Origin of the sequence: Uliginosibacterium sp. TH139, from assembly GCF_002855595.1 — a bacterium.
Taxonomy (GTDB): Bacteria; Pseudomonadota; Gammaproteobacteria; order Burkholderiales; family Rhodocyclaceae; genus Uliginosibacterium; species Uliginosibacterium aquaticum.
In genome coordinates, this window is sequence record NZ_PKRR01000001.1 from 652,384 (window position 1) to 671,482 (window position 19,099).

15 protein-coding genes and 1 tRNA gene are annotated in these 19,099 nt (G+C 63.5%); 7 read left to right on the forward strand and 9 right to left on the reverse strand.

Annotation, left to right across the window (positions count from 1 at the left end):
- The first annotated feature begins 24 nt into the window (after positions 1 to 24).
- On the forward strand, positions 25 to 657 hold the full coding sequence (locus C0V76_RS03035) for an outer membrane beta-barrel protein (RefSeq protein ID WP_101940860.1): 633 nt from the start codon (positions 25 to 27) through the stop codon (positions 655 to 657).
- A 5-nt stretch (positions 658 to 662) separates the two neighbouring features.
- Here C0V76_RS03035 and C0V76_RS03040 read toward each other — a convergent pair whose 3' ends face one another.
- From C0V76_RS03040 to C0V76_RS03050, 4 genes are read right to left on the reverse strand one after another with little or no spacing between them, the layout of a single operon-like run.
- Positions 663 to 3,005, reverse strand: coding sequence for a mechanosensitive ion channel domain-containing protein (locus C0V76_RS03040; protein ID WP_101940861.1), 2,343 nt, complete (start codon positions 3,003 to 3,005; stop codon positions 663 to 665).
- A 54-nt stretch (positions 3,006 to 3,059) separates the two neighbouring features.
- Positions 3,060 to 3,521 (reverse strand): DUF4124 domain-containing protein, encoded by a 462-nt coding sequence (locus C0V76_RS03045; RefSeq protein ID WP_101940862.1) that lies wholly within the window; start codon positions 3,519 to 3,521, stop codon positions 3,060 to 3,062.
- 52 nt (positions 3,522 to 3,573) lie between these two features.
- A complete protein-coding gene (locus C0V76_RS20005; RefSeq protein WP_173893964.1) occupies positions 3,574 to 3,744 on the reverse strand; it encodes a hypothetical protein in 171 nt (56 codons plus the stop codon).
- Entirely contained in the window at positions 3,744 to 5,204 is a 1,461-nt protein-coding gene (locus C0V76_RS03050) for a DUF4178 domain-containing protein (protein ID WP_158239124.1), read from the reverse strand. Before C0V76_RS03050 ends, C0V76_RS20005 begins: the two co-directional genes overlap by 1 nt.
- 135 nt (positions 5,205 to 5,339) lie before the next feature.
- On the opposite strand from C0V76_RS03050, the gene ruvA reads away from it, so the two are divergent.
- Together ruvA and C0V76_RS03060 are read left to right on the forward strand one after the other, a co-directional pair.
- Positions 5,340 to 5,927: a Holliday junction branch migration protein RuvA gene (gene ruvA / locus C0V76_RS03055; RefSeq protein ID WP_101940864.1), complete on the forward strand. Its 588-nt coding sequence runs from the start codon at positions 5,340 to 5,342 to the stop codon at positions 5,925 to 5,927.
- A gap of 8 nt (positions 5,928 to 5,935) precedes the next feature.
- Positions 5,936 to 6,301, forward strand: coding sequence for a DUF3592 domain-containing protein (locus tag C0V76_RS03060; protein WP_158239125.1), 366 nt, complete (start codon positions 5,936 to 5,938; stop codon positions 6,299 to 6,301).
- 99 nt (positions 6,302 to 6,400) lie between these two features.
- Here C0V76_RS03060 and C0V76_RS03065 read toward each other — a convergent pair whose 3' ends face one another.
- The 3 genes from C0V76_RS03065 to C0V76_RS03075 form a co-directional block, all read right to left on the reverse strand.
- Positions 6,401 to 7,270, reverse strand: coding sequence for a spermidine synthase (locus C0V76_RS03065; protein WP_158239126.1), 870 nt, complete (start codon positions 7,268 to 7,270; stop codon positions 6,401 to 6,403).
- A 64-nt stretch (positions 7,271 to 7,334) separates the two neighbouring features.
- Entirely contained in the window at positions 7,335 to 8,816 is a 1,482-nt protein-coding gene (locus C0V76_RS03070; RefSeq protein WP_101940867.1) for a glutamate synthase subunit beta, read from the reverse strand.
- Between the two features lie 19 nt (positions 8,817 to 8,835).
- Positions 8,836 to 13,518 carry a glutamate synthase-related protein gene (locus C0V76_RS03075; protein WP_101940868.1) on the reverse strand — a complete coding sequence of 1,561 codons (4,683 nt, stop codon included), beginning with the start codon at positions 13,516 to 13,518 and terminating at the stop codon, positions 8,836 to 8,838.
- Between the two features lie 398 nt (positions 13,519 to 13,916).
- On the opposite strand from C0V76_RS03075, the gene C0V76_RS03080 reads away from it, so the two are divergent.
- Positions 13,917 to 14,912 (forward strand): alginate lyase family protein, encoded by a 996-nt coding sequence (locus C0V76_RS03080; RefSeq protein WP_101940869.1) that lies wholly within the window; start codon positions 13,917 to 13,919, stop codon positions 14,910 to 14,912.
- Positions 14,913 to 14,945: 33 nt separating this feature from the next.
- Here C0V76_RS03080 and fumC read toward each other — a convergent pair whose 3' ends face one another.
- Entirely contained in the window at positions 14,946 to 16,331 is a 1,386-nt protein-coding gene (gene fumC, locus C0V76_RS03085) for a class II fumarate hydratase (protein ID WP_101940870.1), read from the reverse strand.
- Positions 16,332 to 16,742: 411 nt separating this feature from the next.
- Positions 16,743 to 16,818, reverse strand: a tRNA-Ala gene (locus C0V76_RS03090).
- Between the two features lie 81 nt (positions 16,819 to 16,899).
- On the opposite strand from C0V76_RS03090, the gene C0V76_RS03095 reads away from it, so the two are divergent.
- The 3 genes from C0V76_RS03095 to dctP all read left to right on the forward strand — a co-directional run bounded on the left by C0V76_RS03095 (position 16,900) and on the right by dctP (position 19,084).
- Positions 16,900 to 17,625: an AzlC family ABC transporter permease gene (locus C0V76_RS03095; RefSeq protein ID WP_101940871.1), complete on the forward strand. Its 726-nt coding sequence runs from the start codon at positions 16,900 to 16,902 to the stop codon at positions 17,623 to 17,625.
- Complete coding sequence (locus C0V76_RS03100; RefSeq protein WP_101940872.1) at positions 17,618 to 17,953, forward strand: AzlD domain-containing protein; 336 nt, start codon at positions 17,618 to 17,620, stop codon at positions 17,951 to 17,953. Before C0V76_RS03095 ends, C0V76_RS03100 begins: the two co-directional genes overlap by 8 nt.
- Positions 17,954 to 18,097: 144 nt before the next feature.
- Complete coding sequence (dctP, locus tag C0V76_RS03105; RefSeq protein ID WP_254048177.1) at positions 18,098 to 19,084, forward strand: TRAP transporter substrate-binding protein DctP; 987 nt, start codon at positions 18,098 to 18,100, stop codon at positions 19,082 to 19,084.
- Positions 19,085 to 19,099 lie beyond the last annotated feature (15 nt).

Genomic DNA, 19,099 nt, shown 5'->3' on the forward strand with positions numbered 1-19,099 from the left:
CCACACTCATCCGGGGAGGCTCACATGAAGCGCGTAGTGGTTTGTCTGCTGGCCGCGATGGCCAGCCTGGCGGTGTCTGCCGAAGAGTTGGGTGAGCGCAATGCGCTGACGGTGTATGGCGGCTACCGTGTGGGGGGCAGCTTCACGGAAGTGGATACCGGCAACAGCCTCAAGCTGCAGAACTCGCCCGCTGTATCGCTGGCCGTTGATGTGGGCCTGGACCCGCAGCGGCAGTTGCAGGTCTTCCTGTCACGGCAGAGTTCGCATGTTGATTTTTCCCAGGTTGCAGCGCCCAAGACGAACACGCTGGGCACCACGCGCCTGCCCTTCACGGCGACCTATCTGCATCTGGGGGGCACCTATTTCTTCGATGGCCCGATCGGTCAGGGGCCTTACGCTGTGGGCGGCCTCGGCGTGGCCGTGCTGCAGCTCGATGGCCCCGGCTATGGCGAGGAGGTGCTGCCCTCGATGAACCTGGGCTTTGGCTACCAGTGGTTGTTTGCACGCAATCTTGCGCTGCGCCTCGAAGGGCGTTATTACGCCAGCCTCATCGACAGCAGCGGCAGCCTGTTCTGCTCGGGGGGCTGCGTGGTCTCGATCAGCGGCCAGAGCCTGGGCCAGGGGGAGCTGCTGCTGGGGCTCTCGGTGCCGTTCTGAGACGCTCAGCTTTCCCGGACCGGGCTGACGAGGGTCACCGGCAGGGGCTGGCTGGCGTCCAGATGCACGTCGCGCTGCGGATAGGCGATGACGATGCCCTGCTCGGAGAAGGTGTGCTCGATCATCCGGCGCAGATCGCTGGCCACCACCCGTGAGGTGACATTGGGCCCCATCTCCAGCCAGTAGTGCAGCGCGAAGACCTGCGCATCAGCCCCGAAATCCTCGAAGATCACTTCCGGCGCGGGGTCCTTGAGGATCAGGCCGTGGCGCTGGGCGGCCTCGTCGAGCAGTTCGATCACGCGTTTGACCGGTGCGCCATAAGCCACGCCGACCCGTACCGTGAAACGCACACGCGGTGAGCTGTAAGTCCAGTTGGTGAGGTTCTGCTCGATGAAGCTGGCATTCGGCACGATGGTTTCGATGCCGTTGGCGTCGCGAAGGGTGGAGGCGCGGATGCCGATGTCCATCACGGTGCCGCTGATACCACCGATCTCGATGATGTCGCCAGGGCGGAAGGGGCGCTCGCCAAGGATCATTACGCCACTCATGAGGTTCTTGAGCAGGGTCTGCATGGCGAAACCGGCACCGATGGCGATGGCGCCGCCGAGAAAGGCGAAGACCGTGAGCGGGATGCGTGCCCAGGCCAGCACGATGATGCCCAGTACCATGAATTCCACCGTCAGCAGCCAGCGCCGCAGGATGCGCGCGTTTGAGTCGCTCCAGCCGAGCCGCGAGACGAGCAGGCGGCAGATCTGGCGCGCGAAGAGCAGGCAACCAATGATCCCGGCCACGAAGGCGAGCAGCGCCGCCAGCACCTTGCCGATGGTGATCGAGCGTTTGCCGGTGATCTTGTTGCCATCTACTTCGATGACATCTTCGACTGTCATCAGTTCGTAGTTCCAGGCCGCTTGCGCCCATTGGGTGAGGCGCAGCTGCCACTCATCGAGGCGTTCTGAGGCGCTCAGCTCCTTGCGGGCCGTGCCGAGTTCTTCGTCGGTGTACACCAGCAAGGCTTCCATGCTCTCAAGCAGGGAATAGGCGCTGCGCTGCAAGGGCAGGGCTTCCTCGGCTGCGTTACGCAGGGCGATGAGGTGCTTCTGGGCGAGCGGATCGCTGGTGTCGGCAAGCAGGGCGTCGAGGCGCTGCAGGCGCAAGTCCAGCACGGTGCGCTGTTGCTCCAGGCCCCGGCGCCACATGCTGATGAAGGGGCGCACCGTTTCGAGTGCTTCGCCAGCTTCCAGGCGATCACTGGTTTCGTCGCGGTGCAGACCCTGGTAACGGGCATTCCAGAGCCGGCGGTGGAGGCGCTGGGCGTCCGCCATGCCGCGCAGGAATTCGCCGCCATAGGTGCTGGCTTCGACGCGGGCGTTGGCGAGTTCCAGGCTGCGCGCTGCTTCGGTGAGCTGTGGGCTGGTATCGCCCCGATTGCGGAGCTGCTCAAGTCTGGCCTGGGCCTGTTCGGCATTGTTGCTGCGCTGAAGCTGCTGCTGGGCCAGGGCCGTCCGCCGTTGCTCGATGCGGCTGAAGTCGGCATCCAGCTCGTTGTTGATGGTGGCGAATTCCTCTGCACTGAAGCGGTAGTCGGCGGAGGCTAGCTCGAGTTTGCGGCGGGCAAACTGGAGCTGATCCTGGGCGACGCCCAACTCGGCCTCCTGCAGTTCCCCGATGGTCTGCAATGTGGCTGCCGCGATCTGGGCTGTCTGGAGCTGGATCTGACTGAGCTCCCGGGCCCAGCCCTGATGCCCGGGGCTGGCGCCGAGACCGAAGCGGCGTTCGGCGCTTTCGGTGAGCTTGCGGATTCGCGCTTCGGATTCTTTCACTTCGCGGCTGGTGCGCTCGCTGAAAGTCTTCACCAGGGTTTCGCGGGCGCGCAGCGCGGTGAGGGATTGCTGGGCGTTGTCGCGTTCGGCGCGGAAACGATCGAGGAGGCGGATCGGGTAGGGCGGCGTTTCGCTGAGGCCGCTCCAGGCATGGATTTCCTTGTCCAGCGCAGCGCGGCTGGCGCGCACTTTGGCAAGGCGGGCGAGGTCGGCCAGCTGGCGGTCGATCAGGCTGACGGAGAAGGCGATGCGCAAGTGGCGTTCGTCGAGCTCGGCCGCCGTGGCATCGCTCGGTGCGCCGCTGGCGAGGCCGTCTGGCGCTTCGAGGCGCTGCAGGATCTTGAGCAGGGCAGCCTGCTTTTCGCGCAGACGGCTGATCCGGCTGGCCGTGTCCTCAGCCTGGCTGATTGGTGCGGACTGGGGCGCTGCCGCGTGAGGCAGCAGTTTGAGCAAGCTCTGGGCGCCGGTCGGGGCACTCAGCAGGCCACAGCACAACAGGGAGGAGGCCAGCAGGGCAAGACGTTTCATGCGCAGAAGATTCCAGCGGGATACGAGTGCCAGTGTAGCCCAAGGTGCCGCGCCCTAATGACAGAAGCGGCGCACGTCGTTCTCGGCCACCTCGCGGTCGTACTGGTCGAGTGGTTTGCCGTTGGCGTGCCGCACGGCACCGCTCAGGATGTCGCGTGCCAGCCTGCAGCGTGAGGCGTCGGAACCATCTTCGGTGCCGTTCGAGAGTGATTTCGGCCGATCAGGTGTGCGCGAAGCCGGCGGTGTGGCGTACTGTTTTTCAAGCTGACGGCGACGGAGTTGGGCTTCTTCCTCTTCCCAGTTGCGGGCCGGCTGCGAGGTGGAGGCCGCAGGTGTCAGCTTGAGCTCGGTGAGCTTGTTGCCCTCGCTGCCTTCCTTGCGCTCCGAGTAGTGGGTCTTGCCCTGGGCGTCCACCCACTTGTAGACCTGAGCCTGGCTGAATGTGGGCAGCATGCAGCCGGATAGCAGGAGGAGCAGTCGGGTGGCTTGGAGGAAACGCGTAGAGATGAGCATCATTGGCCCTGTTGCGGCCGTTGCCTGCCGCGAAAGATGTCCGCACAGGCGGGCGCTATTTGTGGCTGCTGCCACCGCTCCAGCCACTGCCGCCGCCGGAGCTGTAGCCCGAAGAGCTGCCCCAGGAGCGATAGCTGCCACTGGATATGTTGTCGACGTGTGAATTGATGCCGGTGGTGGCGAGCACCACGATGGTGGCATACAGGAAATAGACGATGCGGTGCATCAGTCGTCGCCTCCGCCAGAGTCGCTGTCTGAACTATCCGTATCCCAGTCACCACTGCCGGAATCGCTGCTGCCCGCCGTGCCGCTGGTGACCCAGGTCGGCAGCCACAGCAGCATCAGCGCGAGTGCACTAACGATCCAGACCATCGGACTGAAGCTCACGATCTGGTCGAAGTTCAGGCTCAGCAGGATCAGGCTGGCCCCCAGCGCGTAACTCTTCAGTTCCGACGGAGGCTCTTCCACACTCGGCGTCGGCAGGCTGTCCGCCGGTTTGCCGAACCAGCGCGCGACCTGCGCGGCATCCACCTCGCGGCTGCGCGACCAGGTGACCTCCTGTGCCGTCACTTCCTCGCAGAGGATGCCATCCGGGCCGTAGTAGTCGGTCACACGGCTCTGATCGCCGATCTTTACGCGCCAATTGAAGGCGCCAGCGGCGTAGATCACTTCGGAGCCGTAAGTCCATTTCTTGGTGTAGCCCTTGCCGCCAAAGCGCAGGCCGGCGCCCCCGGTGATTTCCGGCAGGGCGTTGAGCACCTCGGTGCGGCTCCAGCCTTGATGACTTTCCACCAGCCACAGGAAACCCTTGCTGGCGTTGAAGAGCAGGTACTCGGTCCACGGCGGATCGGGCTCTTCGCCGGTTTCACGCACCCGCATGAGGCCGATCAGCTGCCATTTGGAGCGATCGATAGTGGCCTTGTCGCCGAGCTGCAGAGTGCTTTTGAACTCCGTCAGCTCCTTGTGCAAGGCCAGCACCTCAGCCTTCTCCGCCGAGAGTGCCACTTCGGCGTGGCAGGCCGGACACACCAGATGCTCGGCGCGGCCTGGCACCGTGTCGATGCCGCTGCCGCAGGCGGGGCATTCGAGCGTGCGTGCCTTGCCCTTGAGCTTGCCGGCGCTGCTTGCGACCTGCTCCTCTTCGCGCAGCAACTGGCACTTGAGGGCTTCGAGGCTGGTGGCTTCGCCGAGGAAAACCTGCGGGGTATCACTCTCCGAATAATCGAGGGTCAGGAATTTGTCGCCGTTGCGGAAATCCGCCACCCGCGCCTGCCAGCCGGCACCCACCTGGAAAGGCAGCTCGCCCTCGCCGCCGGTACATTGCGCCGTGCGCACATCGGTGGCGGTATACCGTTCATCCTTGAAGGGGATCGTGGCATTAGGGCGGATCGTTTCGAAGGCCGGCGCCTTGCCCGGTGTGCCGCCTGGTCGGGTGATCACATACTGGCCAGAGCCATCCGCCAGCCAGCCGGCCGAGCCATCGTCGAACAGCAGGTACCACTCGTTCCAGAAGCCATCGTCATAGCGCAGCTGGATGCGCCCGACCACGCTGAAGTTCGTTCCCTGATACTGGCCGCAGCTGGTGATCTGCAGGCGGGTGTGGTCCTCGACGATATCGGACATGCGGCCGATCGAGCGCACTGCGTCGGCCTCGCGCAGCAGGGTGCTGCGGCAATAGGCGCACACTGCCATCACCGAGGCGGCAGACCTGAATTCGACTTGGGCCCCGCAGGCGGGACAGGCGCACTGGTACATGAGGCGGTGGAGGATGGCCGGCTTTGTTATCCTGCGGGATTGTGAACGCTTTTGCGGAATTCCTCCATGATCGGACGCCTCTCCGGACTGTTGCTTGAAAAGAACCCGCCCCAGATCCTGCTGGATGTGAATGGCATCGGCTACGAGCTGGAGGTGCCGATGAGCACTTTCTACAACCTGCCTAATCTGGGCGAGCGAGTGACCCTGGTGACCCATCTGGCCGTACGCGAAGATGGCCACTTCCTCTACGGCTTTGGCGCCGAAGAGGAGCGTGCCACCTTCCGCCAGTTGCTGAAGATCTCCGGCATCGGCGCACGCACCGCGCTGGCCGTGCTCTCGGGCATGTCAGTGAGCGATCTGGCGAGCGCCGTGGCGCTGCAGGAAACCGGGCGGCTGGTGAAGATTCCGGGCATCGGCAAGAAAACGGCCGAGCGCTTGCTGCTGGAGCTGAAGGACAAGCTCGCCAAGACCCTGCCGGGCGTTTCCGCCGCCGGCCTTAGTAGCCCGGCCAGCGCTCAGGGCGACATCGGCCACGCGCTGCTGGCGCTGGGCTACAACGAGAAGGAAGCGGCCGCGGCGCTCAAGCAGCTGCCGGCTGACATTGGCGTCTCCGACGGCATCCGTGCCGCGCTGAAGTTGCTCTCCAAGGCATGAGCAAGCCCATGGATGCACTGCTGATCGGCCTCGTACTGCTGGTGATTGCGGTGGCCAGCTGGTACGCCTGGCAGCAGCAGCGGGCCAGTCAGGCCTGGCCAGCGGTGCAGGGCGAGATCCTCGCCGCGCGCATCGAGCGCACCGATGACGGCAGCAACAATCCGGAAACCAGCGTGCGCTATCACGTCGAGCTGGAGTATGCCTATGTCGTGGATGGGCAGCGCTTTACCGGCACCCGCATCCGCATCACAAAGGAAGGCTGGCGCAGCGAAGACGAAGCGCGGATGCAACTGGCGCGCTATGCACCGGGCAGCAAGCTGCAGGTCCATTACGACCCGACCCGGCCAGCTTCCAGTGTGCTGGAGCCGGGCTGAACGTCTCGGCTGTAGCTCTGATGGCGGAGTGCGTACTCCGTCCTAGCTTTGCGGGTGTTCCGCTCGTAGGGCCGGGGGGCAAACCCCGCCGGATATTTCTCAGCGCCGGCCCTTGCGCTTGGCGCGTTGCGCGCTGCGCTCCATGTCGCGCAGCAGCTTGGCAAATTCCAGTGGATGTTTCGCTTCCAGCTCGCGAGCGCTGCGCCCGAGGCGCTGCCAGTCAGGCGGGAAGGCTGGGTCCTTGAAGGCATAGACGATGCGGTTGCCATCGGCCATCACATCCACCACCACCACGCGTTCGGCAAATACCTCGCGGATCAGTTCGATGTGCGTCTCGGCCGTCAGGCTATGGCCGGAAATGTTCGTCACCAGTACGCCACGTGGCTTGAGATGGGCGCTCACCTTTTCGTAAAAGCCCAGAGTGCATAGCTGCGGGGCGAGGCCATCTTCCACATAGGCGTCGAGCAGAATCGCGTCGGCCCCGTCCGGCTCACCGGCAAAGTAATCCGCGGCATCGGCCTGCACGATCTTCAGGCGTTCGTCATCAGGCGGGATCAGGAACCAGTTGCGGCAGGCGATCACGCCCTCCATCAATTCCACGGTGGTGACCCGGCTGCGCGCCAGATTCCGGTAGCAGTACTTGGTCAGCGAGCCGCCGCCGAGCCCGACGATCAGCACATGCTTGGGCAGTGGCTGGAATAGCAGGAAGCCCAGCATCGCCCGGGTGTAGGCAATCGCCAGTTCGTCCGGTGCATCGAGGCGCATCTCGCTCTGCACCAGCTTGAGGCTGAAATGCAGGCGCCGCACCTTGCCATCGTCGATCACGAAGGGATGCGGATAGATGCCGTCCATGAGCTGGCGGATCAGCAACTGGCGGTTCTTGTCCGCCGGCTCGCGCAGCCAGATCTGACCGGATTCGTTGAGGTAATTGGCGGGTAGGCTGAGCCAGCCAGCCGGTGGGAGAGTCATCGTGTAGCCCGAAAGGAAAAAGGCCTCCATTTCTGGAGGCCTTTGCAGCTAGCGCAGGTGTTGATCAGCGCGGCAGAACGGTCGAGCCCATCAGGAACTGGTCGACTTCGCGGGCGGCCTGACGACCTTCGCGGATCGCCCACACCACCAGCGACTGGCCGCGACGGGTGTCGCCTGCCGCGAAGACCTTGGCGACGTTGGTGGCGTAGCAGCCCAGGCCATCGGTGGTGGCCTTGGCGTTGCCACGACCATCCTTCTCGATGCCGAAGCCTTCGAGCAAGGACGCCACCGGGTTGGTGAAGCCCATGGCGAGGAACACGGCCTCGACCGGGATTTCGCGCTCGGAGCCGGCGACTTCGGTCATCTTCATCTGGCCGGTCTTCTCGTCCTTGGCCCACTCGACGTTGGCCAGCACCACGGACTTGAGCTTGCCGTTCTCACCCTTGAATTCCTTGGTGGTCACGCCCCACTCGCGCTGGCAGCCTTCGTCATGCGACGAAGAGGTGCGCAGCTTATTGGGCCAGTAGGGCCAGGTGGTGGACTTGTTTTCCTGCGCCGGGGGCTTGGGCATCAGCTCGATCTGCAGGATGCTCGCCGCGCCGTGGCGGTTGGAAGTGCCCACGCAGTCGGAGCCGGTGTCACCACCGCCGATGACCAGCACGTTCTTGCCCTTCACGCTGATCGGGTTGGCGCCGTCGCCGGCGACTTCCTTGTTCTGCGGAATCAGGAATTCCAGCGCGTAATGCACGCCAGCCAGCTCGCGGCCGGGGATCGGCAGATCGCGCGGCACTTCGGAGCCGGCGGTGATCAGCACGGCATCGAAATCCTTCATCAGCTTCTTCTGGCTGATCTTTTCCTTGGCGTCAGAGTTGATGCCCTTGGGCAGATCGGCCTCACCGATGTACACACCGGTCTTGAAGACCACACCCTCGGCTTCCAGCTGCTTCATGCGACGGTCGATGATGGACTTGTCGAGCTTGAAGTCAGGAATGCCATAGCGCAGCAGGCCGCCGACGCGCGAGCTCTTCTCGAACACGGTCACGGCATGGCCGGCACGGGCCAGCTGTTGAGCTGCGGCGAGGCCAGCGGGGCCGCCGCCGACGATGGCGACCTTCTTGCCGGTCTTCTCGGCGGCCACTTGCGGCACGACCCAGCCGTTTTCCCAGGCCTTGTCGACGATGGCGTGCTCGATGGACTTGATGCCCACCGGCGCCACATTGATGCCCAGGGTACAGGCGGCTTCGCAGGGTGCCGGGCAGATGCGGCCGGTGAACTCGGGGAAGTTGTTGGTGGAGTGCAGCACACCAATCGCTTCTTCCCACTTCTGCTTGTAAACCAGATCGTTCCAGTCCGGAATGATGTTGTTCACGGGGCAGCCGTTGTTGCAGAACGGAATGCCGCAGTCCATGCAGCGCGCACCCTGAACCTTGGCCTGCTCATCGCTCAGGGCGATGACAAATTCCTTGTAGTTCTTCTTGCGCAATTCGGGGGCCGGATAGCCCTCTTCCTGGCGCTCGAATTCAAGAAAGCCGGTAACTTTTCCCATTTCTATTCCTTCCCGATTCTCAGGCGGTGGCTGCTTCGGTCTTGGCGCGTGCAGCGACGGCCAGTTCCTTCAGCGCACGACGATATTCCTTCGGCATGACCTTGACGAAAGCCTTGCGGGATTCGTCCCAGTTCTCGAGCAGTGCCTTGGCACGCAGGCTGCCGGTGTAGCGGAAGTGGTTCTCGATCAGACGCTTGAGGATCACGTCATCAGCTTCACCCACGCCGCCACGCTTGACGGCATGCCACACGTCGCGATCGATCTTGTCTGTCTGCTCGGCTGCGGGCAGCACGGCCTCCAGATCGACCATCGCGGTGTTGGCCCGCTTGGCGAACAGCGCTTCCGGGTCATACACATAGGCCACGCCACCCGACATGCCAGCGGCAAAGTTGCGGCCGGTTTCGCCCAGCACGACGACGGTGCCGCCGGTCATGTATTCGCAACCGTGGTCACCCGTGCCTTCGACGACGGCTGCAGCGCCCGAGTTGCGCACCGCGAAACGCTCGCCACCGACGCCGTTGAAGTAGGCCTCACCGGCGATGGCACCGAACAGCACGGTGTTGCCGACGATGATGTGCTCCGGGCCGAAGCCACGGAAGTCGTTCGGGCAGCGCACGATCACGCGGCCGCCGCAGAGGCCCTTGCCGACGTAGTCGTTGCCTTCGCCGACCAGATCCAGGGTCACGCCGTGGGCCAGGAAGGCGCCGAAGCTCTGACCGGCGGTGCCGGTCATCTGCACATGGATGGTGTCATCCGGCAGACCTTCGATGCCGTACTTGAGCGCCACTTCGCCGGAGAGCATCGCGCCGACCGAACGGTTGACGTTGATGATCGGCTGGATGAAGGAGACGCGCTCGCCCTTGTCCAGTGCCGGGCGGGCCTTCTCGATCAGCTTGTGGTCGAGCGACTTTTCCAGCCCGTGGTTCTGGCTGGCCACCACACGCAGCGGCGAATCCACCTGCGGCACGTGGAAGATCTTGGCGAAGTCCAGACCCTGAGCCTTCCAGTGCGAAATCGCAGCCTTCTTGTCGAGCAGATCGGCACGGCCGATCAAGTCTTCGAACTTGCGGATGCCCAGCTGAGCCATCAGCTCGCGCACTTCTTCAGCAACGAAGAAGAAGTAGTTCACCACATGCTCGGGCTGGCCGGAGAAGCGCTGGCGCAGCACCGGGTCTTGCGTCGCGACGCCGACCGGGCAGGTGTTGAGGTGGCACTTGCGCATCATGATGCAGCCTTCGACCACCAGCGGTGCGGTGGCGAAGCCCATTTCATCAGCGCCCAGCAGGGCGGCGATGACGACGTCACGACCGGTCTTCATCTGGCCGTCAGCCTGAACCACGATACGGTCGCGCAGGCCGTTGATCATCAGGGTCTGCTGGGTTTCGGCGAGACCAAGTTCCCAAGGCGAACCGGCGTACTTGATCGAGGACAGGGGCGAAGCGCCCGTGCCACCGTCGTGACCGGCGATCACCACGTGGTCGGCCTTGCACTTGGCAACGCCTGCAGCCACGGTGCCGACGCCCACTTCGGACACCAGCTTGACCGAGATGTCTGCCTTCGGATTGACGTTCTTCAGATCGTGGATCAGCTGGGCCAAATCCTCGATCGAGTAGATGTCGTGGTGCGGGGGCGGCGAGATCAGGCCCACACCCGGTACCGAGAAGCGCAGCTTGCCGATGTATTCGGAGACCTTGCCGCCGGGCAGCTGACCGCCTTCACCAGGCTTGGCGCCCTGGGCCATCTTGATCTGGATCTGATCAGCCGAGGTCAGGTATTCAGTGGTCACACCGAAACGGCCCGACGCCACCTGCTTGATCTTCGAGCGCAGGGAGTCGCCTTCCTGCAGCACGATGTCGCGCTCGATCACGTTCTTGCCCACGATGCCGGCCAGCGTTTCACCCTTCTTGATGAAGATGCCCTTCATCTCGTTGCGGTAACGCTTGTCGTCCTCACCGCCTTCGCCGGTATTGCTCTTGCCGCCGATGCGGTTCATGGCAATCGCCAGCGTGGAGTGCGCTTCGGTGGAGATCGAGCCGAGCGACATGGCGCCGGTGGCAAAGCGCTTGACGATGTCCTTGGCAGACTCGACTTCATCCAGCGGGATCGCCTTGGCCGGATCGAACTTGAACTCGAAGAGGCCGCGCAGCGTCATGTGACGCTTGCTCTGATCGTTGATGATCTGCGCGTATTCCTTGTAGTTCTGGAAGTTGCCGGTGCGCGTGGAGTGCTGCAGCTTGGCAATCGCGTCCGGGGTCCACATATGCTCTTCGCCGCGAATGCGGAAGGCATATTCGCCGCCTGCGTCGAGCTGGTCGGCCAGCACCGGAGCCGCGCTGAAGGCGTCAGCGTGCAGCTTGATGGCTTCTTCCGCCACTTCAAAGATGCCGATGCCTTCGACGTTCGACGGGGTGCCGGCGAAGTACTTGTCGATCAGATCCTTGTTGAGGCCGATGGCTTCGAAGATCTGTGCGCCGCAGTAGGACATGTAGGTCGAGATGCCCATCTTGGACATGACCTTGCACAGGCCCTTGCCGACTGCCTTGATGAAGTTGTAGATGGCCTTGTCGCCATCCACGTCGGCCATGCCGAGCGCCATTTCGCGCAGGGTTTCCATGGCCAGATACGGATGCACGGCTTCGGCGCCGTAGCCGGCGAGCAGGGCGAAGTGGTGCACTTCGCGCGCCGAACCGGTCTCCACGACCAGACCGGTCGAGGTGCGCAGGCCTTGCTTCACCAGATGCTGGTGGATCGCGCTGGTGGCGAGCAGGGCAGGGATGGCCACGTTCTGTGCATCAAGCTTGCGGTCCGACACGATCAGGATGTTGTAGCCCGAGCGCACGGCTTCTGCCGCTTGCGCGCACAGCGAGGCGAGACGGGCTTCGACACCTTCCTTGCCCCAGGCCACCGGATAGCAGATATCCAGTTCGCAGGACTTGAACTTGTTGTCGGTGTAGGCGCCGATGTCACGCAGCTTGGCCATGTCCTTGAAGTCCAGCACCGGCTGGGAGACTTCGAGGCGCATCGGCGGGTTGATGTTGTTCAGGTCCAGCAGGTTCGGCTTCGGGCCGATGAAGGACACGGTCGACATCACCAGGGCTTCGCGGATCGGATCGATCGGCGGGTTGGTCACCTGCGCGAAGAGCTGACGGAAGTAGTTGTAGAGCGTCTTGTGCTTGTTGGACATGACGGCCAGCGGCGAGTCATTGCCCATCGAGCCGATCGCTTCTTCGCCGGTGGCGGCCATCGGTGCCATCAGGAACTTGAGGTCTTCCTGGGTGTAGCCGAAGGCTTGCTGACGATCGAGCAGGGAGGTGCTGGACTCGATCACCGGCTCCGGGCCGTCGACTTCGTCGAGCTTCACCTGGATGCGGCTGATCCACTCGCGGTAGGGCTTGGCATTGGCCAGCGCGTCCTTGAGTTCCTTGTCATCGATGATGCGGCCGGCTTCCATGTCGATCAGGAACATCTTGCCCGGCTGCAGACGCCATTTCTTGACGATCTTCGATTCAGCCACCGGCAGCACGCCGGCTTCCGAGGCCATGATCACGATGTCGTCATCAGTGACGATGTAACGAGCCGGGCGCAGGCCGTTGCGGTCGAGCGTGGCGCCGATCTGGCGGCCATCGGTGAAGGCAATCGCGGCGGGGCCGTCCCACGGCTCCATCATGGCTGCGTGGTATTCGTAGAAGGCGCGACGGTTCTCGTCCATCGTGGTGTGTTGTTCCCAGGCTTCCGGGATCATCATCATCGCGGCCTGTGCCAGCGGGTAGCCGGACATCGTCAACAGTTCGATGCAGTTATCGAAGGTGGCGGTGTCGGACTGGCCAGCGTAGGCGATCGGGTAGAGCTTCTTGAGGTCGTCGGCCAGCACTGCGGACTTCATCACGCCTTCGCGGGCACGCAGCCAGTTGAAGTTGCCCTTCACGGTGTTGATTTCGCCGTTGTGGGCAATCATGCGGTAGGGGTGCGCCAGCGGCCATTCCGGGAAGGTGTTGGTCGAGAAACGCTGGTGCACCAGCGCCAGCGCGGAGATACAGCGCGCATCGGCCAGATCCTTGTAATACACGCCGACCTGATCGGCCAGCAGCAGGCCCTTGTAGATCACGGTGCGGGCGGACATCGACGGTACGTAGTACTCGGCGCCGTGCTTGAGCTTGAGTTGCTGAATGGCGTGGCTGGCCATCTTGCGGATCACGTAGAGCTTGCGTTCCAGCGCTTCGGTGACCATTACGTCCGGGCCGCGACCGACGAAGATCTGGCGGATCACCGGTTCCTTGGCACGCACGCGCGGCGACATCGGCATTTCGCTATCGACCGGCACATCACGCCAGCCCAGCAGCACCTGGCCTTCGGCACGTACGGCACGCTCCAGCTCCTGCTCACAGGCCAGACGAGAAGCGGCTTCCTTGGGCAGGAAGACCATGCCCACGCCGTATTCGCCGGCCGGTGGCAGCTTTACGCCGGCAGCGGCCATCTCTTCACGGTAGAGCTGGTCCGGAATCTGGATCAGGATGCCGGCGCCGTCGCCCATCAAGGGGTCCGCACCCACGGCACCGCGGTGATCGATGTTCTTGAGGATCTGCAGCCCCCCCTGAACGATCTCATGGGTCTTCTTGCCCTTGATGTGGGCAACGAAACCCACACCACAGGCATCATGTTCGTTGGCTGGGTCGTAAAGTCCCTGGCGCTCTTGCATGCTCATACTCCAGATAAAACCGGAAAATCTGCGGCTCGCTATACCAAAAGGCGTAGCTTCCGCAACCGTAAGGGTTTGAACTATAGGACGAGCGCCCACCCCCCTCAAGCACTATAAAACGGGGTCAGAGTGTAATTTGATTCTTGCACACTTGCGGTGCATTAGATAATGGGGACATAGTTGTTTGATGCATTGCGGGGCCTGCTGTCTGGAGCTTTCAAGGCTGCGGGCAGATCAATCATGGCGAGGGTGGGAAATGAATTGCTGATGGATCCAGCACGTCTGGCGCAATCAGGCTGCAGAATATGTACGCGCAGATGCTGACCCGCTGAATCTGTCCCGATTCCGCCCCGGCGCAGCCGCAGCAGTGCTTCTTCAGCAAAAACCAGGACTCGTCACCCGCCATGAAATGCCTGCTAGCCTTTCTGTGTCTTGCCAGCCTGATCACCCCGGCCGGGGCGAGCGCCGCCTGCCCGCCTCCGCCCCCAGCTGTGCGGGATATCCGTGCCAATTCCTATTACTCGGATGCCGCTGGCTCCATCATCGATCCGGCGCTGCACGCCCAGTACAAGCGCAATATTGATCCGATCACTGATTTTCATCGCCGCGTGCTTGAGCGCGCCGATGCTTTCGTCGCCACCGGTGATATTGCGCAGGCCCGCTGCACGATTGACTGGCTGAGCGCTTGGGCGCAAGGCGGGGCACTGCTCGGTGCACTGATCAACGAGCGGGGCAACCAGGCCAACTACATCCAGAAATGGACCCTCGCCGGCCTTGCCATAGCCAGCTTCAAAGTCCGCAGTCAGCTGACGCCTGCCGATCACGCCTTGCTCGACCCCTGGCTCAAGGCCCAGGCCGAACGCAGCCTTGCCTTCTGGGACGATGCTCGCCACAAGCGCAACAACCATCTTTACTGGACCGGCCTAGCTGTTGCCGCTACAGCGGCTGCGACCGACGATGCGATTCTGTGGGGCCGGGCGCGAAGCATCTACGACGAAGCCCTGGCCCACATCGCCGCCGATGGCACGCTGGAAATGGAAATGGCTCGTGCTGGCCGAGCCCTGCACTATCACAATTACGCCTTGATGCCGCTTGCGGCCATGGCTGAACTGGCGCACAGCCGCCATGAGGACTGGTATGCGCGCGGTGATGGCCGCCTGCTGCGTCTGGCCGAAAAAGTCACCGACGGCGTGCTGGATCCGGCCTGGTTCGTCGAGCAGACCGGCAAGCGTCAGGAGCTGCCCGCCGAAGGCTACCTGGGCTGGAGCGTGCTGCTCGCCGACCAGCCCCTGCGCAATCGCGACAAGCTGCAGGCTCTGGCCGCTCGCGGCCCCTTCTTCAATGCGCAGATGGGGGGCAATCCGGCCCTCACCCGCCAGAGCGCGCGGAACCAGCCCTGATCACGGCCTCGCAGTAAGATCGTGAACAGCGTCTCAGAGCATTTTCTCGGGCCGCACCCAGGCATCGAACTGCGCCGCGCTCACGTAGCCGAGGGCCTGCGCCGCATCCCGCAGTGATAACGCATTGGCATGAGCGTGTTTGGCGATTGCGGCGGCGCGGTCGTAGCCGATATGCGGACTGAGGGCCGTCACCAGCATCAGCGAGTGGCCGAGCAGCTCGGCAATGCGTGCCCGGTCCGGCTCGATGCCCTGCGCGCAATGCGTGTCGAAACTCGCCATCGCGTCACCAAGCAGACGCACGCTCTGCAGGAAGTTGTGCGCGATCAGCGGCTTGAACACATTCAGTTCGAAGTTGCCCGAGGCTCCGCCGATACTCAGAGCTACGTCATTGCCCAGCACCTGACAGCAGACCATGGTCAGCGCCTCGCACTGGGTGGGATTGACCTTGCCCGGCATGATCGAACTGCCGGGCTCGTTCTCCGGCAGGCGTAGCTCGCCCAGCCCACAGCGCGGGCCGGAGGCCAGCCAGCGCACATCGTTGGCGATTTTCATCAGCGCCACGGCGAGGGTCTTGAGTGCGCCATGCGCACTGACCAGCGCATCATGAGCCGCCAGCGCCGCGAAGCGGTTGGCCGCGCAGCAGAACGGTAAGCCGGACTCCGCGGCGAGGCGTGCCGCCACTTCGGCACCGAAGCGCGGGTGGGTGTTCAAGCCGGTGCCGACCGCTGTGCCGCCCACTGCCAGCTCGAACACGGCCTCCAGGCTCATCCGGATGGCACGCTCGGCGTGCTCCAGTTGCGCTACCCAACCAGACATTTCCTGCCCCAGGGTGAGTGGCGTGGCGTCTTGCAGATGAGTGCGGCCGATCTTTACAATGTCGGCAAACGCCAGAGCCTTCGCTGCCAGGGTCGTGCGCAGGGTCACCAGCGCCGGTAGCAGCCGCTGGGTCAGTTCGACGGCCGCGGCCACATGCATCGCGGTGGGAAAGATGTCGTTGGAGGACTGGCCGAGATTGACGTGATCGTTCGGATGCACGCAGCGCGCCTCCCCCCGTCCGGCGCCAAGTAGTTCAGAAGCGCGATTGGCCAGCACCTCATTGACGTTCATGTTGCTCTGGGTGCCCGAGCCGGTCTGCCACACCGAGAGCGGGAAAGCGTCTGCATGGGCGCCGGCCAGCAGCTCATCCGCCGCGCGCGCGATCGCCTCAGCCAGCGCCGCGTCGAGCAGGCCCAGCTCGCCGTTGACCTGGGCACACGCTCGTTTGACGCGCAGCAGCGCGTGCACCAACGCCAGCGGCAGGCGCTCGGTGGAAATGCGGAAATGCTCCAGCGAGCGCTGGGTCTGGGCCGCCCACAAGGCTTCGGCGGGAACGGCGATGGCGCCGAAAGAATCGTGCTCCAGGCGGTGGTGGGGGCTCATGGCGAAGACTCCGGTGGCGGTGTGCTGATTCAGTCTAGCCCCCTGGTGTTCAGCTGGCTCGTACTGTTCAGGCGCTTGTCATCCCGCTGGGCTGTTGCAAAGCCGAGTCTGGTACGGCGGCGAAGCGCTCGTCAGTGAATGATCTGCTCTGGCCGTGCAAGCCCCCGTAGCCTGGCTTGCCCATGCTGATCGCGACAGGCCTGCCGTTCCATTCGTCAGTGTGAGCGCCGAGCTTGAAGTCGCCCGCCTCAGTCGCGATGCCCGGCCGGAAGGCGGCAAGCTGTTTTTAGCTGCTGAAGCGGCTGCGGAGTTCAGTCTCGAGGGCGTCGGAGTGCCGGCAGGAATGATCCGGTGCAAAGCAAACAAGGCACTCACTCTTGCGAGCCAGTGCCTTGTTTTTTCGGATGTTTGTGGTGGAGAGGATGAGGATCGAACTCACGACCTCGTCATTGCGAACGACGCGCTCTCCCAACTGAGCTACCCCCCCACGTTCAGCTTGGATTCTAATGATGATCCGGTGTGCTTGCCAAGGTGCGCGTGCACGACGCTTGAATTCAGGGAGATTGGTGTGGGGAATTGGGATCATCTTGTCGGCGCCAGCTGGCGCGGCGAGTGTTGGGCGGGGGCGCGGGCTGAGTTGCCGCTGCTTCTGGGGGTGCTCCCTTTCGGCCTGGTGTATGGGGTGCTGGGCTTGCAGGCCGGTTTGCCGGGCTGGGCTGTGGTGCTGATGTCGTCGATCGTGTTCGGTGGTTCTTCTCAGGTGGTGTTTGCGCAGTTGTGGGGGGCGGGTGTGCCGGCCCCGGTGATCGTCGGCACGGTGGGTGTGGTCAATCTGCGGCATGCGCTTTACAGCGCCAGCGTGGCCCAGTTGCTGGCCGAGCTGCCACTGCGCTGGAAGCTTCTGCTGGCCTATCTGCTGACTGACGAGGCCTATATGGCAGCGGTAGGGCGTTTGACGAGCGGGCCGCGCAGCGCAGTGCGCCACTGGTTTCTGTTCGGCACCGGTTTCACGTTGTGGGCAGGCTGGCAGTTGTCCACCCTGGGAGGGGTATTGCTGGGGGCGACGATTCCGGCCGGCTGGGCGCTGGACTTCTCGATTGCACTGACCTTTATTGCTTTGCTGGTGCCTTCGCTGCGCCGGCGTAGCGAGTGTGTGGCGGCTGCGGTGGCTGGCGCAGTGGCCTTGCTGGCTCAGGGCGTGCCCTACAAGTTGTGGATCCTGCTGGCGGCGCTGGCCGGGATGCTCGCCGGGATGCTGGCGCAGGCACTGCAGCGAGGCAAATCCCATGAGTGAGAATCTGCTGTTGTGGCTGTGCATGCTGGCGGGCGGGTTGCTGACCTTCGCCACGCGCGCCGCCTTTCTGCTGGGGGGCCGGCGTTTTCATCCCGGACCGCGCTTTCGTCTGATGCTGGGCTACGTGCCGCCGGCAGTGCTGGCGGCCCTGATTGCGCCCGAGATTTTCGTGAGCAAGGGCGTGTTGCTGAGCGATCCGGCCAATCCCCGCTTGTGGGCGGCGCTGGCGGCGGCGCTGGTGGCGTGGAAGACGCGCAGTGTGCTGGCGACGATTGCTGTCGGTTTGCTGCTGGTTTGGTGTTTGCCGTACTTGCCCGGTTTGCTTTGAGTGTCGATCGGGGGCGATATTCTTTGTGGCTTGTAGGGGAAAGCACTGATGCCCGAAAGTGTGAACTAATTCACGATTGCTCACTTTGTGCACATGGGATCGTCGGGAGGGGCCTGACGGGGTGTGCGGCAAGGGAGTGGCAACGTGGTACGTAGAAGCATTGCAGGGCTCTGGACATGTGGCCTGCTGGCCGGTCTGGGGATGGCGCAGGTTGCGGCCAAGGATCTGGTTCTGGCTGAAATCCATCCGCCGGGGCATGTCATCGTGCAGTCGGAGGAAGTGCTGCACAACAAGCTGGCCGAGCTGACCAAGGGGGAGTTGCAGGTCCAGGTCAAGCACAGTGGCCAGGCAGGCAATGAGGCGCAGGCCTGGGACAAGGTCAAAGCCGGTACGCTGGACATCGCGCGCGTCAATCTGGCGATGCTGGCGAAGGACATGCCGGCGGTGAAGCTGGTCAGCCTGCCCTATCTGTTCCGCTCCCGCGAGCACATGTGGCGCGTGCTGGAGGGTGAGTTCGGCAAGCGCATCCAGAGTGAGGCGGAGAAGGTGGGCGCCGTGGTGTTGACCTATTACGACAGCGGCACGCGCTCCTTCTATTCGACCAAGCAACCGATCCGCAGCCTTGCTGATTTCAACGGCTTGCGCGTGCGGGTACAGGATTCACCGGTCTACAAGGATCTGATCCTGCAGTTGGGCGGCACGCCGGTGGTGCTGCCGTATGACAAGGTGGGCGAGGCTTTCCAGAAGGGCGAGATCGACGCGGCGGAGAACAATGTGCCGTCCTATGTCTCCAGCGGCCATTACAAGCTGGCCAAGCACTACAGTTTCGACGAACACTCAGCGGTGCCCGAGGTGCTGGTGGTGTCGCGCAAGACCTGGCAGGGGCTGAGTGTTGCCCAGCAGCAGGCCTTGTCGAGCGCCGCTGCGAGCTCCTCGGCCCAGATGAAGACGCTGTGGGCTGACAGCGAGCTGCAATCGCTGGCCAAGGCGAAGAAGGAAGGGGCGGTGATCACCGACAAATCCCGTATGTCGATGTCCGGCATCGAGGGTTTCGCAGTGAAGCTGTACTCGAAGTACATCACCGATCGTGATGAACTCGAGACGGTGCTGAGTATCCTGCGTACCAAGTAAGGCTTGCGGCCTGTC

What these genes read in the sequence shown, in the direction of transcription:
- C0V76_RS03035 (WP_101940860.1), top strand. Translation starts at nt 25, where the DNA reads ATGAAGCGCGTAGTGGTTTGTCTGCTGGCCGCGATGGCCAGCCTGGCG.
- C0V76_RS03040 (WP_101940861.1), bottom strand. Translation starts at nt 3,005, where the DNA reads ATGAAACGTCTTGCCCTGCTGGCCTCCTCCCTGTTGTGCTGTGGCCTG.
- C0V76_RS03045 (WP_101940862.1), bottom strand. Translation starts at nt 3,521, where the DNA reads ATGATGCTCATCTCTACGCGTTTCCTCCAAGCCACCCGACTGCTCCTC.
- C0V76_RS20005 (WP_173893964.1), bottom strand. Translation starts at nt 3,744, where the DNA reads ATGCACCGCATCGTCTATTTCCTGTATGCCACCATCGTGGTGCTCGCC.
- ruvA (WP_101940864.1), top strand. Translation starts at nt 5,340, where the DNA reads ATGATCGGACGCCTCTCCGGACTGTTGCTTGAAAAGAACCCGCCCCAG.
- C0V76_RS03060 (WP_158239125.1), top strand. Translation starts at nt 5,936, where the DNA reads ATGGATGCACTGCTGATCGGCCTCGTACTGCTGGTGATTGCGGTGGCC.
- C0V76_RS03065 (WP_158239126.1), bottom strand. Translation starts at nt 7,270, where the DNA reads ATGACTCTCCCACCGGCTGGCTGGCTCAGCCTACCCGCCAATTACCTC.
- C0V76_RS03070 (WP_101940867.1), bottom strand. Translation starts at nt 8,816, where the DNA reads ATGGGAAAAGTTACCGGCTTTCTTGAATTCGAGCGCCAGGAAGAGGGC.
- C0V76_RS03075 (WP_101940868.1), bottom strand. Translation starts at nt 13,518, where the DNA reads ATGAGCATGCAAGAGCGCCAGGGACTTTACGACCCAGCCAACGAACAT.
- C0V76_RS03080 (WP_101940869.1), top strand. Translation starts at nt 13,917, where the DNA reads ATGAAATGCCTGCTAGCCTTTCTGTGTCTTGCCAGCCTGATCACCCCG.
- fumC (WP_101940870.1), bottom strand. Translation starts at nt 16,331, where the DNA reads ATGAGCCCCCACCACCGCCTGGAGCACGATTCTTTCGGCGCCATCGCC.
- C0V76_RS03100 (WP_101940872.1), top strand. Translation starts at nt 17,618, where the DNA reads ATGAGTGAGAATCTGCTGTTGTGGCTGTGCATGCTGGCGGGCGGGTTG.